A 17,614-nucleotide genomic window follows, 5' to 3' on the forward strand; every position below is an offset into this window, starting at 1 on the left:
TATATGCACATGCGGATCAAACTGCTCAATTAATCTAAACAATGGCAAACGCAGTGACGGCCCGCAAATCAATATAGGACGGCGTTCTACTTGCTCAAGAATACGGCGCGAGGCGTTAGAAATCATCGTCACAAGATTTTGAATTTGTTTTGGTTCAAGAATAAGTACCATATTGTTATCGACTTTTTGAAGAGCTTGCTCCAAGCGCGTTTCCCAGCTTGGATGAAAAGCCATTGCTGGAAGCTGGCGGTCAGGAGTTGCAAACTCAAGACATATTTGTCTACCAAGCGAAACACGAAGTTTCTCTGAAAGCTGGTCAGGATCTTTGATTGCAACGGTAAGATCTTCCAAGCGCTCAAGTACATAATGAATATCTCTAATTGAAACACGTTCCTTGAGCATATTAACAAAAACTCTACGCAAGTCACCAAGTGAGATTGCACCCGGCACTAGATTATCAATCAATTGACTATCATATTGTTTGACTTGATCAAGTACACGGCGTACATCTGCTTTCTCAAGCAAATCATCTATATTCTTGCGCACTACTTCAGCAATGTGCGCGGTGATGACACGCACAGCTGGCGCAGCTGGCCGGTCCCAATCAATTTGTTCAAGATACTCTGGATCAACCCAGTACGCTGCTTCCTGCAAAGCTGGCTCCCAGCCCGGCAATGAGCCAGGTGGTGGCTCTGAATAAATATTGTCCCAGTCCTCGCGCAAGATTAGCATCTTGTCAGCATAGACCTCTGCAGATGCTACAGTAGTATCGCGAATTACTACACGGTACTCGCTTGGCGAAAGTGAAGGCGCGTCCATGATACGCACTGAAGGCAGGATATAACCAAGGTTGAGAGTTAATTGGTGACGCAAGGAAGCGATCTCAGGAACGAGAGTTCCGTTACGTGCTGGGTCAGCAATATCAAGCAAACCAGAACCAACCCAAACAGCCAGCTTGTCTACTTCAAGCAATGAATACATCATCTCTGGAGTTGCACGCGGCGCGCCGCTTTGATCAACACTCTCATCTATCTCGACATCAGTATCAAGATCTTTACCGGCAGCTTTGTTTTTTTGTTTGTTGAGATAAATAACAAATGCAACAAGTCCAAAACCTAGAACAAACAGAACTACTTTTGGCATGCCTGGTAAGAAAGCAAAAATGAACAGTAATGCTGCACCAACAGCAAAAGCATTTGGGCGAGCCATTAATTGTTTTGCCAAATCCTGACCAAAAGAATCAGCAGTAGAACCTGCACGAGTAACTATGATACCGGTTGCAATTGAAAGGATCAGCGCTGGCAAAATTGCCGAAATCGCATCACCAATAGTAAGAATGATATATTTCTGGGCGGCAACCTCAAACGGCAAGCCTTTTTGCGCCATACCAATAGTCAAACCTGCGACTATATTAATGATGGTAATGATGATACCCGCCATCGAATCACCCTTGACGAACTTGGAGGCACCATCCATGGAACCAAAGAAAGCAGATTCTCGTTCTACTTCAGAACGCTTGGCTTTCGCTTGTTCACTAGTAATGAGACCTGCATTAAAATCGGCATCGATAGACATTTGTTTACCTGGCATCGCATCCAAAGCAAAACGTGCAGATACTTCAGCAACACGCTCAGCACCTTTGGTAATCACCATGAACTGCACAACGGTAATGATGACGAAGATAATTATCCCGACAACTATATTTCCACCTGCAACGAAATTGCCCATTGCTGCAATTAATTTCCCAGCATCTGCATTCAATAAAATCGAACGAGTTGTTGAGATGTTGAGAGCTAGCCTAAACATAGTTGTAAGTAACAGGAAAGTAGGTAAGGCTCCAAAATCTAGCGGTTTAGAAATATAGAGAGAGATACCAATCGCAATAACGGCGAGTGTGAGGTTGATAGATATATAAAGATCCAATAAAAATGGCGGCAAAGGAATAATGATAATCAGGATGATCCCGAAAATCAGCGCGCCAACTAATAATTCACTTATTTTTACACCAGGCATGTGAGGAAGTCTAGCCAAACAAAGGCTATATATAATTAATACCCGTTATCTAACAATTTTGCATTAACAAGGGCTTAATTCAACGGAAGATTTGCGTTATCTTAAATGGAGACCCCGGGTATCTCCATTTTTGCCAAAGAAATTAAAAATGGAGATACCCGGGGTCTCCATTTTTAATATGGTATTCTTTTGGGTGATATGACAGTGAACAGCGTTAAAAACTCGAAGATTTGGTTTGGTTTCTCAGCTCTCCTCGTTGGAGCAAGCTTGATATTCATGATTTTATCTACCGTTAAGCTCGGAGCCCCAATTAGATTAGGCTTGGACTTTACAGGTGGTACCAAACTTGAATATAGTTTTGTTGACAAAACTAAATTAGCGTCACTCAATAGCACCACTGTTATTGAAATCCTCAACAATGTTGGTCTTAATAACAGCACAGCGACAATCACACAAGACGAGTCACCGCTTTTGATTATTCGCACCAAAGCAATTTCTGATGATCCTGCAATGGACAATTTAAACCTCAAGCTCATAGAAACTTATGGCGAATATAATATCAACGCCATTGATACAGTGAGTCCTATCATCGGTCCTGAACTTTTCCAAAGTGGTTTATTGGCTTTATTTTTTACTGTAATTGCGATCATTGTATATATCTCATCGCGCTTCAAACGCGACTATGCTTTTGCTGCAATCCTAGCACTGGTGCATGACGTAGTAATCGTCATGGGACTCTTTGCGTTTCTTGGTTTGTTTCAAGGGATCGAAGTTAACAGCTTGTTTATTACAGCGATCCTAACTACCTTTGGTTTTTCAGTGCATGACACTATCGTAGTCTTTGACAGAATTCGCGAGAACCAAAAACTTCAAACACAAAAATTCACCTTCCCTGACGTTGCAAATCTAAGTGTGAATCAAGTATCAACTAGATCACTCAACACTTCAATTACCACCCTGACAGTGCTTGCTTTCTTGTTCTTCCTTGGTGGCAATTCAACCCAACTCTTTGTTGGAGCACTTTTTGTAGGACTTGCTATTGGAACTTACAGTTCACTTTTTCTTGCAAGCCCAATGTTAGTTGCTTTTAGATCCAAGTAGTTACTATAAACAAAACTGCAAGACGAAGTTTTTGCAATTACAGCAACAAAACAAAAAAGACCCCGGCGGGGTCTTTTTTATAAGCTTTAGTAATCCAATTCCTTCCCTTAACTCCGTACGGAGTTATATCGCCGGCCATTGGCCGACAAGTGAAAATTCTTGGACTATCTTTCTGATCCTACTAACTCACGGTTAGCAGCAACAGCTTCTTGAGCTATTTCAGTCTCAGGATTACCTCCCTTGAACTGTCTGGCCCATCTTTCAAGTACTTCAGCTTGACTAAGACTTTCTCTGTCCGCTAAGCCCTTGATAATGGTCAATGCTTCTGGACTAAGACGGAAAGATACCATCTTCTTGGCTTCACCATATAATGGTTTCGGGCCCGTTTTCTTTCTTGTTTTTGTTTCTATCATTCTTGGATCACTCCTGTTTGCTTTACATGTTTATCATGTATTGTGTATTGTGTAATTATAACATACATGATGTACTAATTACACAAGCGCCCTCTTAAACGGTGAATCCACCACATCTTACGTGTAAATTGACGCTAAATTAAATTGTATAACATATCATATGTAAAGTAAAGTGCTATTACTTAAATTTAAAGTTTATTTTATAAATAATGTATAAAATATAAATATTAAAGGGAAAATAAAGGTGAAACCCCTAGTTCCGCACGAGTCTTATCTGTTCAAGAACCCCGTTCAAGCCTTGTTTTAACTCCTCTAAACCTTGATTATTCTCTATTAGATAATCAGCTCTTTTAATCTTTTCAGTCTGTGGCATTTGTGACTTAATTCTCTTTTCAATCTCGGGCCCAGATAATTCTGGATTGCGTGCTTGCAGACGATGAAGCTGCACTTTATCATCACAAAAAACCGTAACAATATAGTCATATCGATTTTCTAAACCAGCTTCAAACAAAAGTGGCAGCACATTCACCACTAGCTCTGCAGATTGATTCTGCTGCAACCATTCATTGAACTTGTGTTTTATCCGGGGATGTAAAATCGCCTCAAGTTCTTTGCGTCGTGACTTCGCTAAATCATCATCACCAAAAATCATCTTAGATATTTTTTGCTTATCAAGACTAGCAAAAATCTCTAAAATCTCAGACTGCACTTGCTTATCCTGATAAAGCTCTTGAACAACATCATCACTATCCAAAACAGGAATCCCGCGCTCAATCAAAATTCGCGCCAGACTAGATTTACCACAAGCTATATTTCCAGTAAGTCCAATAATCTTTGGCATAGACCCGTTTCCCTATTCCCCTCTCCCCCACATTATGCCATATACTGGAAGTGTGAGAAATAGCAAAGGCTACACCCTAATAGAACTCATGGTTGCAATCAGTATTCTTGCGATAGTTCTTGGATTAATTTATGGCAACTACAACAAAGGTATGGTGCTTTTCCATAAATCATTCCAATATGGTAAGCTGCAAACTAACGCCAGATCAGCCTTGCAAGCCATGGCAAACAATATCAAGCAAGCCAACAAAGGGATGGTTTATGTTGGTGATGGTTACAACTCCAATGTACCCTTACCCAGAGATTACGCATTTGGTAAGCCCTATATTTATTTTACGATACCAGTCATTGGTGAAACCAAAGAATCCCAAGACCTCAAAGCCAAAGTTGCCGACCGTAGTGATGATCCCTATGATTATTACCTCTATTACATCGCTTTTGCCAAAGACCGGGACGATAATTTAGTTCTTGATAGAGCCAAATTAAAACTACTCAAAATCAAAAATCAAGATGGTATTTATACCAATGACAACTCGCGCTACTGGCCTATCATGCCACCAAGCCTACTAGGTAAAGCTAATTACGACGAAGAAGAAGGTGTAACCAAAACTGGCATCGCAGCAGATGTTGCCTACAACGATCTTTCTGATGAGTTTTCACTATATCAATCTGAATTTGCCTATTATTACTACACAGTTAACTACGAACATCTATTCAAAATCAAAGTCAAACTAGTAGACCCGCAAACTAATTCTAATCTCGAGTTTGAGACAGCAGTAACACCTCGTAACTGACCGTTAGGTCATTGCGAGCTTCGTAGAAGCGGGGCAATCCATTTGATATGAAAAAACTACTAATTATCATTCTATTTTTAGCTTCCTGCTCCAAAACTCCAGAGCCCGATACTTTGCGCATGAACCTTGGTACCGAACCGCCAACACTTGACTGGAACAGGCTCCAAGACTATAACTCGATGGACATAGTCGCTAATATAATGATCGGTCTTACCAGGTTTTCAACCAATAATAATGGAGAAGCAATTTCAATTCCAGGTTGTGCCCTTAGCTGGGATATCAGCGAAGACGGTCTTAGTTATTTATTTCATTTGGACCCGCAAGCCCAATGGACTGATGGGCAAGCTGTAGTCGCTCGCAACTTTATAGATTCCTATACAAGAATGCTTGATCCGGCAACAGCTGCACCCTATGCTGACTTGATTTCAATGATTGATATTCAAAACAGCAAGGCAATTAATGACCATGAACTATTAATCAAGCTCAAACATCCAACACCCTACTTTATATATCTCAGTTCTTCAGTAATAACTTATCCTATTAGATTAGACCTTATCGACAAATATGGTTCAACATGGACTGAACCACAGAACCTAATTACTAATGGACCCTACAAACTCAAAAAATGGCAACATGAATACAAGATCCTCTTAGAGCGTAACGATGATTTTTTCCAAAGTAAAGCCAACATTAAATACCTCAAATATTTTATGGTCTCTGAGCAATCCAGCGCCTACACTTTGTTTCTCAATAATCAATTTGACTGGATAGATGGAAGATCTATTCCAGCAAGTGAATATAAAAATCTTCCGGAAGGGGAGATGGGGGCTTTTAGTGTTAATCGTTACCTTTTATTGAGAAATAGTTTTGTCGGCTTTAATCACAAAAAAACCCCACTCGATGATAAACGAGTGCGCCAAGCCATGAGCTTTGCGATAGACAGAAAGCTATTTACTCAAATTAGGTCCAAGGGTGATGTCGCAAACAATACCTGGATACCTCCAAGTCTTTCTAGCTATCTCGACACAGAACAAATCGCCAACAACTTTGAACACAAATTTAAAACTCCATTTAAACAAGATGGCTTCTATCCTGAACTAGCACGTTCACTACTGGCTCAAGCTGGTTACCCCGAAGGCAAGAATTTTCCTGAACTTGAACTAGCGGTACCAAGTAGAGAAGATACCAAACTCCAAGCTGAAACCCTGCAAGCAATTTGGAAACAAGAACTAAATATCAAAATCAAAATCACCACCATGGAATGGAAAGTATTTCTAGCAAGGTTAAGACAAGACCCTCCTGACCTATTCCGTTCCAATTGGGGCGCTGATTACCCTGATCCTGATAGTTTCATGGCATTATTCACAACAAACAATCCCTTCAATGATATTAGTTTTCATAACAATGAATATGATTACCTAGTGAAAACCGCCGCTGAAACTATAGACACCAAGAAAAGACGGGCACTATATACCAGAGCTGAAGAAATTCTGAGCCAAGAAGAAGCCGCAATCGCACCACTTTATATAGACAGACAAAGCATAATTAAAAAACCTTGGGTTAAGAACTTTGTTTATAATCCAATGGACTTAGTCTTTTTGGATAGGGTCCAAAAAGACTAAATGCTATAATGAAAACAATGAACCTCGCTGGAATAAAAGAAAAAATCAAGAAAGGCATCAACACAGGTACTGATAGAGTACTTTCAGCGAAACTCAAAGATGAACTGGGTCTAAATCGCCCAAGCATGGCAACCTTACAGAACCTAAGCCAAGACTCTGATTTAGAAGCCAACCTTAATTCTTTTTTCACTCCTGTCAACTCGACTTTTTTAAGCAGTAGAGACTATAAAAATATTCAAAACTGGGCTTTGATGTTTATTATAGGTGTCTCAGTAGTACTCTTTATTCTGTTTTTCTCGTTAATATTACCGCACAAAAACTATTCAAACACTCAATTTGGCTCACAAGTAATAGTCAAAGGTAAAAACATCAACAATCAAGACAAAATTGCAACAGGTACAGCTGACACCATCCCAGACAAAGCAAATGAAGAACTTAGTGTAGAAAACATCATTCTAGCTAGTGCGCCAACTCAAGAATTAGTAAAAAGATCGCCTCTACTCAGCTCCAACAGCGTAACTTTAATGGAGTACAAAATCCGTTCAGGAGATACTATAGAAAAAGTAGCTAGCAAGTTCTACGGCTCAAGTAGCTATAACAATATTCAAAAAATCAAAATGGCAAATCATATCAGTAATGCAAGACTGCTTCAAATTGGACAGACAGTCATTGTCCCTATGTAAAACTATAACGCTTGCTGCTTCTGTGCTTGACTATGCATTGAACGAGCTTGCTCTCTTACATCATCTTCCATTGTTTTAGACTCTGGTACAGTCAAGATGTTGTCAAGCACAGCTAAGTAATCATCCATTTGTCCGGCATACATCAAACTCAATTCATCTTCATGGCTACTAAGTTGAGCTTTATCAACCAAAATTGCTTCACGTAAAGCTTCAAGCCTATCAACCGCATCGAAGTAGTCTTGTGTATTCTTAGACATCTCATCAACTGACTGAATCACTTTAATGACATGACTAGGATTCTCTCTCAAAAACTTGGTATTGTTCTCTAATAAATTTGATACTGCCTTAAGTGGATCGGTAATCATCGCCGAACTAGTCTGCTTATTGGTAGATTTATCCAAAGTAGTTGCAACCACAAAAAATAAAGCAGCAGGTATTCCGAATAAAAGTCCGAAAGTTTTCACATTAAAGAAAAACATCGATGCAACTGCAGCTGTTGAACAAACCCAACCACCAACCAAACATGCACTCCTGCCAATTTTCTTAGCAAAGTTGAAAACATCATCAATCACAGTCAAACCCTTAAGCGAAACGGCATCAGTCACCTCTAATTTATTTTTCGTTTCATAGGTATTAGCAATCGCCTCTGCATTTTCACGCTGGTTCAAGACTTGTGTTGCAAGTACCGGTATTTCAGCTTGAGCTCGTCTGCTTGGGCCCAAATCATGGGCCGGGCTTGCTGTATTCACGCTAGAGATGGGACTGTTCATTTCATAAAATTATTATCAATACGCAATACAGATTATAACATGTATTGCCATGTCTCGTTTGTGCCACAACAAAAGCCGTGATTAGTACAGAAACAAGGGGAACCCCTATACGTAAATACCAGAATTTTTTAATGATTTATCAAAACAATGCTGATATGATAAACCCTACTTGTTTAAGCAAGTAAGGCAATAATATGCAAACAAATTACGGTTAGCACCAATAAAAACAGGAGGTAAAGTGTATGTTCGGCCCGCATTTAATAATGGAAGCAACAGGATGTAGTTACGCAAAATTAACGGACATGAAGCTTTTAACAGATCTCCTGAATGAATTACCAACAAAAATGAATATGACCAAAATCATGGCACCCCACGTATTTGAATACAAAGGTGGTCAGGAGCCTGATGATTGGGGACTTAGTGGGATTGTAATCATCGCTGAAAGTCACTTGGCGTTTCATACTTTTCCGGACAAAGGTTTTCTTACCGTAGATATTTTCAGCTGCAAAGAATTTGATGTTAAACAAGCAGTCAGAGAAATCGTCAAAGTATTTGAACCGGAAGCTTGGGATCAACAATTAATTCAACGTGGTAGGGAATTCCCTCGTTCAATGACTAGAGCCAAATTAGTTCTAGACAATGAGCGGACACAGTTTAATCAATTTGCACTTGCTAGTTAATGCTGCGGGCTTTGCCCTGACTCCTTGATTTAAACAATGGAAGAGACAGCAAAGCCTGTGTGCAGGAGCAGTAGGCTACGTAAGTAGCGCGCATAAGCATTAAGATGAAACCTGAAAAACTGTTTAGCAATCTAGAATCAATGAACGAAGCTGAACTACTTGAGTTCATCCAAAGTTCTGAAGATTTTTCTGCCGGGCAAATTCAAGACTATTTAAACTATATTTTTGCACAAGCTGTTGCACTGGATCTTCAAACTCCTGTCTATGACTGCTGTGGCACCGGTGGTGACGGAGCTAATACTTTTAATATCTCAACAACCGCTGCTATTATCGCTGCCAGTTGCGGAATTAGGATCTGCAAAAATGGTGGCAGATCAAGCAGTAGTACAACAGGCTCTGTCGACGTGATTGAAGCACTAGGTCTTAATTTAGCTGTAAGTCTTGAACAAAAAATCATGGGACTAGAAAAAACCAACTTGGCATTTTATTCAAATCCCATCTTAGTAGATTTGCTCGCACCAATCAAACAAATCTGCCGTAAACACAGGCTTACTAGTTTCATCTCACTTATCGGCCCCTTAGCGAGTCCGGTCGTTTTAGAAGGACAAGTAATTGGTGTTGCCAAAGAAAAATGGTTATCAACCATTGTGGATTTAGTAAAATCACTTATTGAACAAGGCAAAAGACGAGCTGCCATCATTGTGATTTCTGAATTTGCAGATGGAACTAAAGTCGACGAAATTACTAGCGCTTCTAAATCCAAAATCATCCTGCTCAATCAATCTAAAAAAATAGAATTTGATTTTGATGCTGCTGATTTAGATTTACGCGATAACAAAGAGGATCTTGCTGGAGGCAAAGATCATCAAGACAATGCTGCGATTATTAATGAGATTCTTAATGGATCGAATCGCAATACAGCGAAGATAAGTACAGTTTGCCTTAATTCGTCCCTTCTCTCTTATCTTGACAAGGGTGATTGTACCGATAACTACCATAAATTCACAGATTTATTAAGTCAATACCTTGAGCAAGCAAAGAAATCTGTTTATTCAGGCAAAGCTCATGAAAACTTTGAGAATTTGAAAACTATTTATAACTAGTAAAAATATTGTATAATGAGCCGTATGATAAATAAATTTCTGGTTTTAGCATTGTTATTTGCAGTTAGTTCTTTAAACTTAGTCAAAGCTGAAGATCGACAAGGATATGCACTTGATAAATTAGCAAATGCGCAAGCTCAACTTGATAGATTGAAAGCTCAAAAAGACGCTATTAGTCAATTAATGAAAGCCGTTCGCCAGGATCTACGTGCAGCAAAAATCAGAGCGAAAGCAGAAGAAATTCAACTTAAGGCTGATACCGACAGACAAGATGCGACTGTAGCTGTTGAACAAACAGGTGTTGCAGTTGACCTACCAAATCTAATGGCTACCAAAGGTGTTAAAGCTGGGCTTCTTGAATACGATCAAAACGAAAACATCGATTTAATGTTTGAAGACAAAGCAAACGAGAAAGCTGTTTTCTTCCCAGGTGGGGATTCAGGTCGCAGAGTAAATCCTAACGGTATCGACAATGATGATGAAATCCCTGACTACATCAAGTAATGGCATTTTTACAAAAAGAAGATTGGAAACTAGTACTGTTTTGTTTGGTATTAGTTAACTTACAAGTTGCTGTATTTAGTAGTTTTGATTCTATTCCTTTCAACCTCGCTCTAGCATTTATTTTTGTTAGTTCTAGTTTGCTACCTATTTATCAAAACCTAGTCATCGCTTCTATCTTATGCATATTGTCTTCTTTACTGGTTTATGACATCAGCATTTTCTGGATCTATCCGCTGCTAGCGTTTATTCTCAGCAAACTCAATCCTCATCAAATTGCAGACAAACTAATCATCTGCATTATTTTCAATATCATCTTCTCGCCAATTCTTGAATTGATTTACTCACAAGGAGCAATTAATTTCAATCACATTCTAGTAGCGACTCTCACCAATCTTGCCGTTTCACTCATTCTATTTTTTATTAGCAAACTTATTTTCAAAAAACCCAAAGTCTATAACTAAAATGCAAGTCCAAACTAAACTACAAGATCAGCTTGAAGCTAGTTGGGCAAAAGAACTACAAGCAGAATTGAGTAAGGACTACATGCTTACTCTACAAAATTTTCTAACAGAAGAATACCAGACTCAAACTATCTACCCAGCAGCCAATAATATATTCAATGCCTTCAATTACTGTCCCCTTAACAAAGTTAAAGTAGTGATACTCGGGCAAGATCCTTATCATGGACCAGGTCAAGCACACGGACTTTGTTTCTCCGTTAGAGAAGGTATTGCAAAACCTCCTTCACTAGTGAATATCTTTAAAGAACTTCGTGACGATATTGGAATTGAAATTCCAGAGCATGGTGATTTAAGTTCTTGGGCAAAGCAAGGTGTGTTCCTGCTCAATACTTCTCTCACTGTGCGTGTTGGTCAAGCAGGTTCTCATTTTAACCAAGGCTGGGAGAGGTTTACAGATACAGTGATTGAAATTATTAATGATCAATGCGAGCATGTGGTCTTTATGCTCTGGGGCGCGCCTGCCAGGAAGAAAGTCAGCATGATAGACAAAACGAAACATCTGGTTTTAGAGGCTCCGCACCCCTCACCACTCTCTTCCTATCGAGGATTTTTTGGTTGTAAGCATTTTTCGCAGGCTAATCAGTATTTGCTTAGTCAAGGGATTGATGTTATTAGTTGGTAGCAGCTAAGGGGATCCTCACGTCGTTTCAATTCTGGATCAAGACGAGGGCGTCATCATAAGCCTCTTCACCAAGACTATTGATGGCACTGAGGCGCATTGTATAAATGCCATTGGCAAAAGCTCGCGTCTCTAAGCCTTTGAGCAGGACACCTTTTTTCATAAAACGTTGTTCTTGTTTAATTAAAGAATCCCATTCAAGTGGGTTAGTACCTTTGCCTAACTTGATCTCATACGACATGAGATCCGTACCAATGATAGAACCCTTGACACTGATCAAGCCATTTAAGGTTTTTAGGTGAGGGTACTGATACTCTGCTATTTTCAATTGTACTCGGGGCACTTTAGTGCTCGCCGTTATGGCACTTGGCAACTGGATTAGACCTGCACCAATATATGTTGAGGATCTTACCGAAATAGTTTTAAGGCGCAAAAGATTTCGTACTTCATCAGCGTGCAGATTTGGGCGCCTAGTTTTAAGTATGGCAATAGCTCCAACTACAAATGGTGTTGCCATAGAGGTGCCTGCCCTGAGACGATAACCAGAAGCATTAATGTCAGTAGAAAGAATATTAACTGAACCAAACTTAGAACTACCTGGAGCAGCAAAGTCAGTGTTAAAACCATAATTAGAAAAACTAGCTTTAGTTCGAGCATTGGTCATCGCGGCAACTGCAATCACTTCTGGTATAACAGCAGGGCTTGCAACTGTACTTGAGTTAGTATTTGAAATATCACGATTCTCATTACCAGCAGCTGCAACAATCACCATCACTTGTGAAACAGCCTTGATTGTCTTGGCTAAAGCCTTACTATAACTGGTTCCTGTAAGTGAAAGATTACAAACATCTGCACCTTTTTGGGCAGCGTAATGCAAAGCCTGAATAAGTAAACTGACATGAGTCTGTCCACGATTAGAAAAAATCTTGAGAGGCATAATACGTGCCTCAGGAGCAACACCAGCAATACCAATATTATTGCCAGACTCAGCGGCGATGATTCCAGCGACATGCGTTCCATGCCCAATCGCTTCATCCATTGGTTCATTGTCATTATCAATAAAATCGAAACCAATAGAACCCGGTAAGACTTCATTACTTTCTAGTTTTTTATTACCATTCACATCAAGATCATTAAGATCCTTGCGACCATCTCGATTTCTATCAGGCACAATAGTATCGTTAACCCAAATATTGTTCCAAAGATCAGGGTGATTGTAATTTACACCTGAATCTATTACAGCAACTATCGCACCCTTGCCTCTATTGTAGCGCCAAGCTTGACTAGTACCAATCTCTTCTTGCCCCCACAAAGCATCATAATCAAAGCTCCACTCAGACCGTGCTTGAGCACTAGTAATATCAGCACCAAAGTCCTCGGGCTTAAAACTCTCTAACTTAATCAGGTAATCTGGTTCAACAAAATCTATTTGCGGATCAGTGCTTAGGTTTGCCATAAGCTCCAATAATTTTGTACACTTGACTTGTTCTAGTCTTCCTTGTGTTGCATCAATCCAATCTAATAACATATTGGCTTTAGGGTCAACATGCATTAAATAAATATCCTCTAGACCTTCATGTAAACTCATACCAAGCAATTCTTTTTTACGTTGATTCATTTTTTGATTTGGAATTATTTCTCTTTTATCATGTTTCATCAAGTCTTCAATATTAAGCATAGATTTAAATGAATTCACTTGAAAATTCTTCAAGTGTGCCCTTAGATGCTTTTCTGCTTTTTGTCTATGATATTGAATTGCAGATTTATGTTTTTCAGTAGTTTTGTATTTAACAATCAAGTTGCCCGTGGCAATATCCTCACAACTAGTTGGCACAGTTATAGGTTCTGTTTCTGCAAACACGGCCGGTACTGAGCTAAGCAATAGCAGTACTAACAGCATTAGACATCTTGCAAAACGAAGTTTTGTTAGTGATGTCGAAACAACAAAGGTCGGAACAGTGCAAAGCACTAGTTCCGTTAGTGGCGACAAAAGGAACTTTCGCAGAAAGTCTATTAGATTTATGCTTTTTATTTTCATCAATACGAAACAAGACTTCTAAGAAGTCCTTAGCTAATAAAAACGGCTATTTTCTGTAAAACTAAAGCTAAATATACCCACCCGGGGTATATTTAGCCACCCACGTCTCAACCTTGAGCACTTTTCAGGGTAATTTCATTAGACCTTTTGCAAAAGTCGGAATTATCATTAACGCAACTCGCAACATTCGTTGCGGTTGCGACCTTTTTTGAGGCGACATCACTAGCAAAACGGGGTTTTGCAGGATGTCTATTAGACCTTTTGCAAAAGTCGGTATTATCATTAACGCAACTCGCAACATTCGTTGCGGTTGCGACCTTTTTTGAGGCGACATCTACTGCGAAACTTCGTTTCGCAAGATATCTATCACTTTACCTGAAATTACCGACAAATAGACTAGTCTATTATCTCAAGAAAAGTGAAAGGCTCAACGTGGGTGTAATATAAACCTATGGATTTTAATTACACAGAAGATCAAAAAATGCTCCGCAAAATGCTACAAGACATTGCTGAGAAAGAACTCAAGGAACGCGCCAAAGAAATTGACAAAAGTCATCGCTTCCCAAGAGAGAACGTCGAACTAATGGCAGCAGCCGGACTGATGGGCATCACCATCGACCCGAAATACGGCGGTGGCGGCATGGATTATATTTGCTATTCAATAGCGATGGAAGAACTTTCTAAAGCATGCGCTAGCACCGGTACTATCATGTCCGCCCACTTATCACTGTGTGCAATGCCAATTCAAGACTGGGGTAATGAAGAGCAAAAAGAAAAATTCTTAAGACCACTTGCAGCAGGTAGCAAGCTTGGAGCTTTTGCACTTTCAGAACCAAGCAACGGCAGTGACGCAGCAGCAATGAATACAACTGCAACAGAAGATGGTGATAATTATATTCTCAACGGCAGCAAAGCCTGGATCACAAATGGCGCAGAAGCTGATATCTACTTGGTTCTAGCGCAGACCAACAAAGAACTCAAACACAAGGGTGTAACTGCATTCTTAGTAGAAAAAGGTACAGAGGGATTTAGTTTCGGTAAACCTGAAGACAAACTTGGCATAAGGGCAAGCTCAACAACTCAATTACATTTTGATAGTTGCAAAATTCCTAAAGCCAATATTCTAAGTAAAGTCGGTGATGGTTTTAAAATCGCAATGTCAACTCTTGATGGTGGACGTATCGGCATGGCATCTCAAGCAATTGGAATTGCTCAAGCAGCTTTTGAAGACTCAATACAATATGCCAATGTGCGTGAAGCCTTCGGACAAAAAATCTTGGACTTCCAAGCAATTCAATTTAAATTAGCTGATATGGCAGTAGACATCGATGCTGCTCGTTATTTAACTTATGCAGCGGCTCTAGCTCATGACAATGGAGAACCTTTCTCACGCAAAGCGGCCCAAGCTAAGCTCTTTGCTTCTGAAATGGCCATGAAACACACTATCCAAGCGATACAGATACATGGCGGCTACGGCTACACCACCGAATACAACGTCGAGCGCTATATGCGTGATGCCAAAATCACCGAGATCTATGAAGGCACTTCAGAGATTCAACGTATAGTAATTGCTAAAGCACTTGAAAAAGAGTATTTATAACGCTATGCGTCATTCTTCGCTCCGGCTCATCTCTTTAAAGCAAGCTTGAGAGAACTATCCTACATTCATCATAAAGTTGGATCTTTGATTGCAGTAAGCGTTGTATCGCTTTCGCTAGCAGTATCAAAAAGAATAACTGAATCACCGGCTTGAAGCCACATATCCTGAGGAATCAATCCAAAAACTAACCATGCCATACGCTCAAAAGTAGATCTTGGCTTAATAGTCAAAGTCTTATTGATAGAGGCTTCTGTGCCATTTGGATATTTTGCTGAAACTAATCTTGTTTCAATTTTCTCATCAGATATTCCTGACTTTGTAGTCCATTTTTTATTTTTCAAAGTCAGCACCGTTCCAACTGGATAAGCATGCTTATTAACATCTTGTTGTTCAACTACTTTAAGTTGAACAGTTTGCGGATCAATACTTTCCACCTTGGTCATCAAGTTGGTACTAACCCAATAATGTGCTTGTACTGCTGTACTACTTAAAACTAAAAACACGATTAAAATTGCTCTCATAGAGCAATTTTATAGCGCAAGTGCAATTCCCTTGACCTGATCATCGTCGTCAGTAGACATAAATACAATTTCACTACCAGGCTCAAGATTAAGTCTTTTAGATTTAAGTATTAACTGAGGTAGCGGAAATAAAGCTCCTGAAAGAAAGCCTTTACCACCTTCTTTGAATGCACTCTCATCAGCTTCTTTTTCGTGGATATTATAACCAGCGTTCCAGAGAGCAAGACCACCTCTAGCTACTGGTAAACCAATTGATAGAAAATCAAGAGTGATTCCTAATACCAAACCTGTTGTTCCTATGACGCTGTTACCAACTGCTCGTTTACCACCAAATCTTTTAGTTCTGATTTTAAGTTGGCGATTAAGATCACGCTTGGTGCCATTCGGAAAAACTGCTTCTGTGATATTTGCTTTGATATATTCAGAGCGCATCAATCTTCTATTAGGTTTGTGTTCTGTAATTGTTGAATATAAAACTGTTGAAACCGGAAAGTTGTCAGTAGCTTCAGTCACTTTGAGACTTAATTTCTGGCCATCATAATTTAAAACTTGGAGCTTGAGTCTTGATTCAAAATCTGCTGCCGAAACAACTGACCCCATCATCGTGCTAAGCAAAACTAAAACTGTAAATATTTTTCTCATCTTTATTCTTATTCCCTATTGGAGACACGTCTCCCCAGCCTATTGGGGCCGCTATTGGGGCCGCGTCTCCCCAGTTCACTTTTCAACATAATCTGGCACCCAGCAATTCTTGATTAAACTATTTTTAATGTAGATTTAGCTAGGTTTTACCTTCTTATTTGTGGTTCAGAGCGAGATTAAGGGGTTTCGTTAACGAAGTATTTTGCGCAAAGTCAGTCAGAGAGCCAAGTTGCATCGGCATTTTGTCAAACAGGCGAGCAAAATGAATCAGCGAGAGCTGTTGAGCGGTTTTTGTTGTTAATATTGCTAGCTTGTCATCAATTGTGACGCGTAAATTTTGGGTGGGTTTAAAAGATAATTAATGAGCTGTTCCCAGCTATCAAAAATTATCATTTTAATAGCAGCTTTTAAATCATTCCACAGAACTACTAATGGTCCTTTTTTTATACGCAATTTTTGGTAAACTTCATCAACCAATTGATGAATCTGATGAAACAAATGAGATAGAAGAGTCAGTAAAAAATAGTTTGCAGCCAAATATTCTTCTCCATGACCGTAATTATGTTCCATCTCATAACCATTATTTTTCAGAATGTTAAAACACTCGTTCTCTATTTCCCACCTGCTACGAGCGGCTTCTACAAAGGTTTCCACCAATTCACCTTCAATCTTCAAATCAGTTACCCATGAATTTCTGTAAGTAGCTTCTCCTGTTTCAATATCAATAATCTTTAATGAAAAATAGTTGACCATAATAGTTTCAGCATTGTAATGTAGACTAACTTCGTTCAACCACTCATAGACATATTTTTTACCTTTAACAATAACTTCTTTGCTTCTTAAATTAGAAGATTGTTCGACTCTCTTTATCAAAGTCTCGGATTTTGTTGTAAGCATATAGCTAAAATCATTCTCCTGAGCGAGTTCTATGATGTTTTGATTCGCAAACATTGCGTCTCCACAGAGGATGAATGGCAAGTTATATTCTTTTAGTTTTGGGATTAATCTTTTCGCTGCGTTGATTTCACAGTCTTGCTTTTCTCTGCCATCTTCATTCCTGATTTCCTCTGGCATTAAAGGCAGTACCTCTTTGAGTTTTGGATTAACAATCGCTGGCACTAATACTTGATGAGAATAGCTTGTTGTTTTG

General features: G+C 39.4%; 18 protein-coding genes. 10 read left to right on the top strand and 8 right to left on the bottom strand.

The features are described 5' to 3' along the window. Positions 1–2,013, bottom strand: a 2,013-nt coding sequence (locus tag O3C63_06660; GenBank protein MDA0772608.1) for a flagellar biosynthesis protein FlhA, incomplete at its 3' end; no start/stop codon positions are given. 198 nt (positions 2,014–2,211) lie between these two features. Here O3C63_06660 and secF point away from each other — a divergent pair. After that, a complete protein-coding gene (gene secF, locus O3C63_06665) occupies positions 2,212–3,114 on the top strand; it encodes a protein translocase subunit SecF (GenBank protein MDA0772609.1) in 903 nt (300 codons plus the stop codon). A 164-nt stretch (positions 3,115–3,278) separates the two neighbouring features. On the opposite strand, the gene O3C63_06670 is transcribed toward secF, so the two are convergent. Beyond that, positions 3,279–3,527: a hypothetical protein gene (locus tag O3C63_06670; protein ID MDA0772610.1), complete on the bottom strand. Its 249-nt coding sequence runs from the start codon at positions 3,525–3,527 to the stop codon at positions 3,279–3,281. Positions 3,528–3,780: 253 nt separating this feature from the next. Continuing rightward, a complete protein-coding gene (gene coaE / locus O3C63_06675; GenBank protein MDA0772611.1) occupies positions 3,781–4,368 on the bottom strand; it encodes a dephospho-CoA kinase in 588 nt (195 codons plus the stop codon). 52 nt (positions 4,369–4,420) lie between these two features. Between coaE and O3C63_06680 the strand changes: the two genes are divergently transcribed. The 3 genes from O3C63_06680 to O3C63_06690 are packed head-to-tail and all read left to right on the top strand — an operon-like array spanning position 4,421 to position 7,466. Next, positions 4,421–5,161: a prepilin-type N-terminal cleavage/methylation domain-containing protein gene (locus tag O3C63_06680; GenBank protein MDA0772612.1), complete on the top strand. Its 741-nt coding sequence runs from the start codon at positions 4,421–4,423 to the stop codon at positions 5,159–5,161. A 47-nt stretch (positions 5,162–5,208) separates the two neighbouring features. Further along, complete coding sequence (locus O3C63_06685) at positions 5,209–6,783, top strand: peptide ABC transporter substrate-binding protein (protein ID MDA0772613.1); 1,575 nt, start codon at positions 5,209–5,211, stop codon at positions 6,781–6,783. A 17-nt stretch (positions 6,784–6,800) separates the two neighbouring features. Then, positions 6,801–7,466 carry a LysM domain-containing protein gene (locus O3C63_06690; protein MDA0772614.1) on the top strand — a complete coding sequence of 222 codons (666 nt, stop codon included), beginning with the start codon at positions 6,801–6,803 and terminating at the stop codon, positions 7,464–7,466. Positions 7,467–7,468: 2 nt separating this feature from the next. Here the strand turns inward: O3C63_06690 and O3C63_06695 are convergent, their stop codons facing one another. After that, positions 7,469–8,236, bottom strand: a complete 768-nt coding sequence (locus tag O3C63_06695; protein MDA0772615.1) for a hypothetical protein — start codon at positions 8,234–8,236, stop codon at positions 7,469–7,471. 242 nt (positions 8,237–8,478) lie between these two features. Here O3C63_06695 and speD point away from each other — a divergent pair, with 242 nt between their 5' ends. The 5 genes from speD (at position 8,479) to ung (ending at position 11,666) form a co-directional block, all read left to right on the top strand. Beyond that, entirely contained in the window at positions 8,479–8,916 is a 438-nt protein-coding gene (speD, locus tag O3C63_06700; protein ID MDA0772616.1) for an adenosylmethionine decarboxylase, read from the top strand. Between the two features lie 104 nt (positions 8,917–9,020). Next, complete coding sequence (locus O3C63_06705) at positions 9,021–10,019, top strand: hypothetical protein (protein MDA0772617.1); 999 nt, start codon at positions 9,021–9,023, stop codon at positions 10,017–10,019. 15 nt (positions 10,020–10,034) lie between these two features. Further along, positions 10,035–10,523 carry a hypothetical protein gene (locus O3C63_06710; GenBank protein MDA0772618.1) on the top strand — a complete coding sequence of 163 codons (489 nt, stop codon included), beginning with the start codon at positions 10,035–10,037 and terminating at the stop codon, positions 10,521–10,523. Further along, positions 10,523–10,984 carry a hypothetical protein gene (locus O3C63_06715; protein MDA0772619.1) on the top strand — a complete coding sequence of 154 codons (462 nt, stop codon included), beginning with the start codon at positions 10,523–10,525 and terminating at the stop codon, positions 10,982–10,984. Before O3C63_06710 ends, O3C63_06715 begins: the two co-directional genes overlap by 1 nt. A gap of 1 nt (position 10,985) precedes the next feature. Beyond that, positions 10,986–11,666, top strand: coding sequence for a uracil-DNA glycosylase (gene ung, locus O3C63_06720; protein ID MDA0772620.1), 681 nt, complete (start codon positions 10,986–10,988; stop codon positions 11,664–11,666). 25 nt (positions 11,667–11,691) lie between these two features. Here ung and O3C63_06725 read toward each other — a convergent pair whose 3' ends face one another. Next, positions 11,692–13,563 carry a S8 family peptidase gene (locus O3C63_06725; GenBank protein ID MDA0772621.1) on the bottom strand — a complete coding sequence of 624 codons (1,872 nt, stop codon included), beginning with the start codon at positions 13,561–13,563 and terminating at the stop codon, positions 11,692–11,694. A gap of 589 nt (positions 13,564–14,152) precedes the next feature. Here O3C63_06725 and O3C63_06730 point away from each other — a divergent pair. Beyond that, entirely contained in the window at positions 14,153–15,301 is a 1,149-nt protein-coding gene (locus tag O3C63_06730) for an acyl-CoA dehydrogenase (protein ID MDA0772622.1), read from the top strand. Between the two features lie 68 nt (positions 15,302–15,369). Here the strand turns inward: O3C63_06730 and O3C63_06735 are convergent, their stop codons facing one another. From O3C63_06735 to O3C63_06745, 3 genes are all read right to left on the bottom strand, one after another. Further along, positions 15,370–15,822, bottom strand: coding sequence for a hypothetical protein (locus O3C63_06735; GenBank protein ID MDA0772623.1), 453 nt, complete (start codon positions 15,820–15,822; stop codon positions 15,370–15,372). A 9-nt stretch (positions 15,823–15,831) separates the two neighbouring features. After that, entirely contained in the window at positions 15,832–16,464 is a 633-nt protein-coding gene (locus O3C63_06740) for a hypothetical protein (GenBank protein MDA0772624.1), read from the bottom strand. 306 nt (positions 16,465–16,770) lie between these two features. Continuing rightward, positions 16,771–17,614 (bottom strand): hypothetical protein (locus O3C63_06745; GenBank protein MDA0772625.1); only part of this gene is annotated, 844 nt, incomplete at its 5' end.

It is taken from the genome of Cyanobacteriota bacterium, from assembly GCA_027618255.1.
GTDB lineage: Bacteria > Cyanobacteriota > Vampirovibrionia > LMEP-6097 > LMEP-6097 > JABHOV01.

What these genes read in the sequence shown, in the direction of transcription:
- secF (MDA0772609.1), top strand. Translation starts at nt 2,212, where the DNA reads ATGACAGTGAACAGCGTTAAAAACTCGAAGATTTGGTTTGGTTTCTCA.
- O3C63_06670 (MDA0772610.1), bottom strand. Translation starts at nt 3,527, where the DNA reads ATGATAGAAACAAAAACAAGAAAGAAAACGGGCCCGAAACCATTATAT.
- coaE (MDA0772611.1), bottom strand. Translation starts at nt 4,368, where the DNA reads ATGCCAAAGATTATTGGACTTACTGGAAATATAGCTTGTGGTAAATCT.
- O3C63_06685 (MDA0772613.1), top strand. Translation starts at nt 5,209, where the DNA reads ATGAAAAAACTACTAATTATCATTCTATTTTTAGCTTCCTGCTCCAAA.
- O3C63_06690 (MDA0772614.1), top strand. Translation starts at nt 6,801, where the DNA reads ATGAACCTCGCTGGAATAAAAGAAAAAATCAAGAAAGGCATCAACACA.
- O3C63_06695 (MDA0772615.1), bottom strand. Translation starts at nt 8,236, where the DNA reads ATGAACAGTCCCATCTCTAGCGTGAATACAGCAAGCCCGGCCCATGAT.
- speD (MDA0772616.1), top strand. Translation starts at nt 8,479, where the DNA reads ATGTTCGGCCCGCATTTAATAATGGAAGCAACAGGATGTAGTTACGCA.
- O3C63_06705 (MDA0772617.1), top strand. Translation starts at nt 9,021, where the DNA reads ATGAAACCTGAAAAACTGTTTAGCAATCTAGAATCAATGAACGAAGCT.
- O3C63_06710 (MDA0772618.1), top strand. Translation starts at nt 10,035, where the DNA reads ATGAGCCGTATGATAAATAAATTTCTGGTTTTAGCATTGTTATTTGCA.
- O3C63_06715 (MDA0772619.1), top strand. Translation starts at nt 10,523, where the DNA reads ATGGCATTTTTACAAAAAGAAGATTGGAAACTAGTACTGTTTTGTTTG.
- ung (MDA0772620.1), top strand. Translation starts at nt 10,986, where the DNA reads ATGCAAGTCCAAACTAAACTACAAGATCAGCTTGAAGCTAGTTGGGCA.
- O3C63_06725 (MDA0772621.1), bottom strand. Translation starts at nt 13,563, where the DNA reads ATGCTGTTAGTACTGCTATTGCTTAGCTCAGTACCGGCCGTGTTTGCA.
- O3C63_06730 (MDA0772622.1), top strand. Translation starts at nt 14,153, where the DNA reads ATGGATTTTAATTACACAGAAGATCAAAAAATGCTCCGCAAAATGCTA.
- O3C63_06735 (MDA0772623.1), bottom strand. Translation starts at nt 15,822, where the DNA reads ATGAGAGCAATTTTAATCGTGTTTTTAGTTTTAAGTAGTACAGCAGTA.
- O3C63_06740 (MDA0772624.1), bottom strand. Translation starts at nt 16,464, where the DNA reads ATGAGAAAAATATTTACAGTTTTAGTTTTGCTTAGCACGATGATGGGG.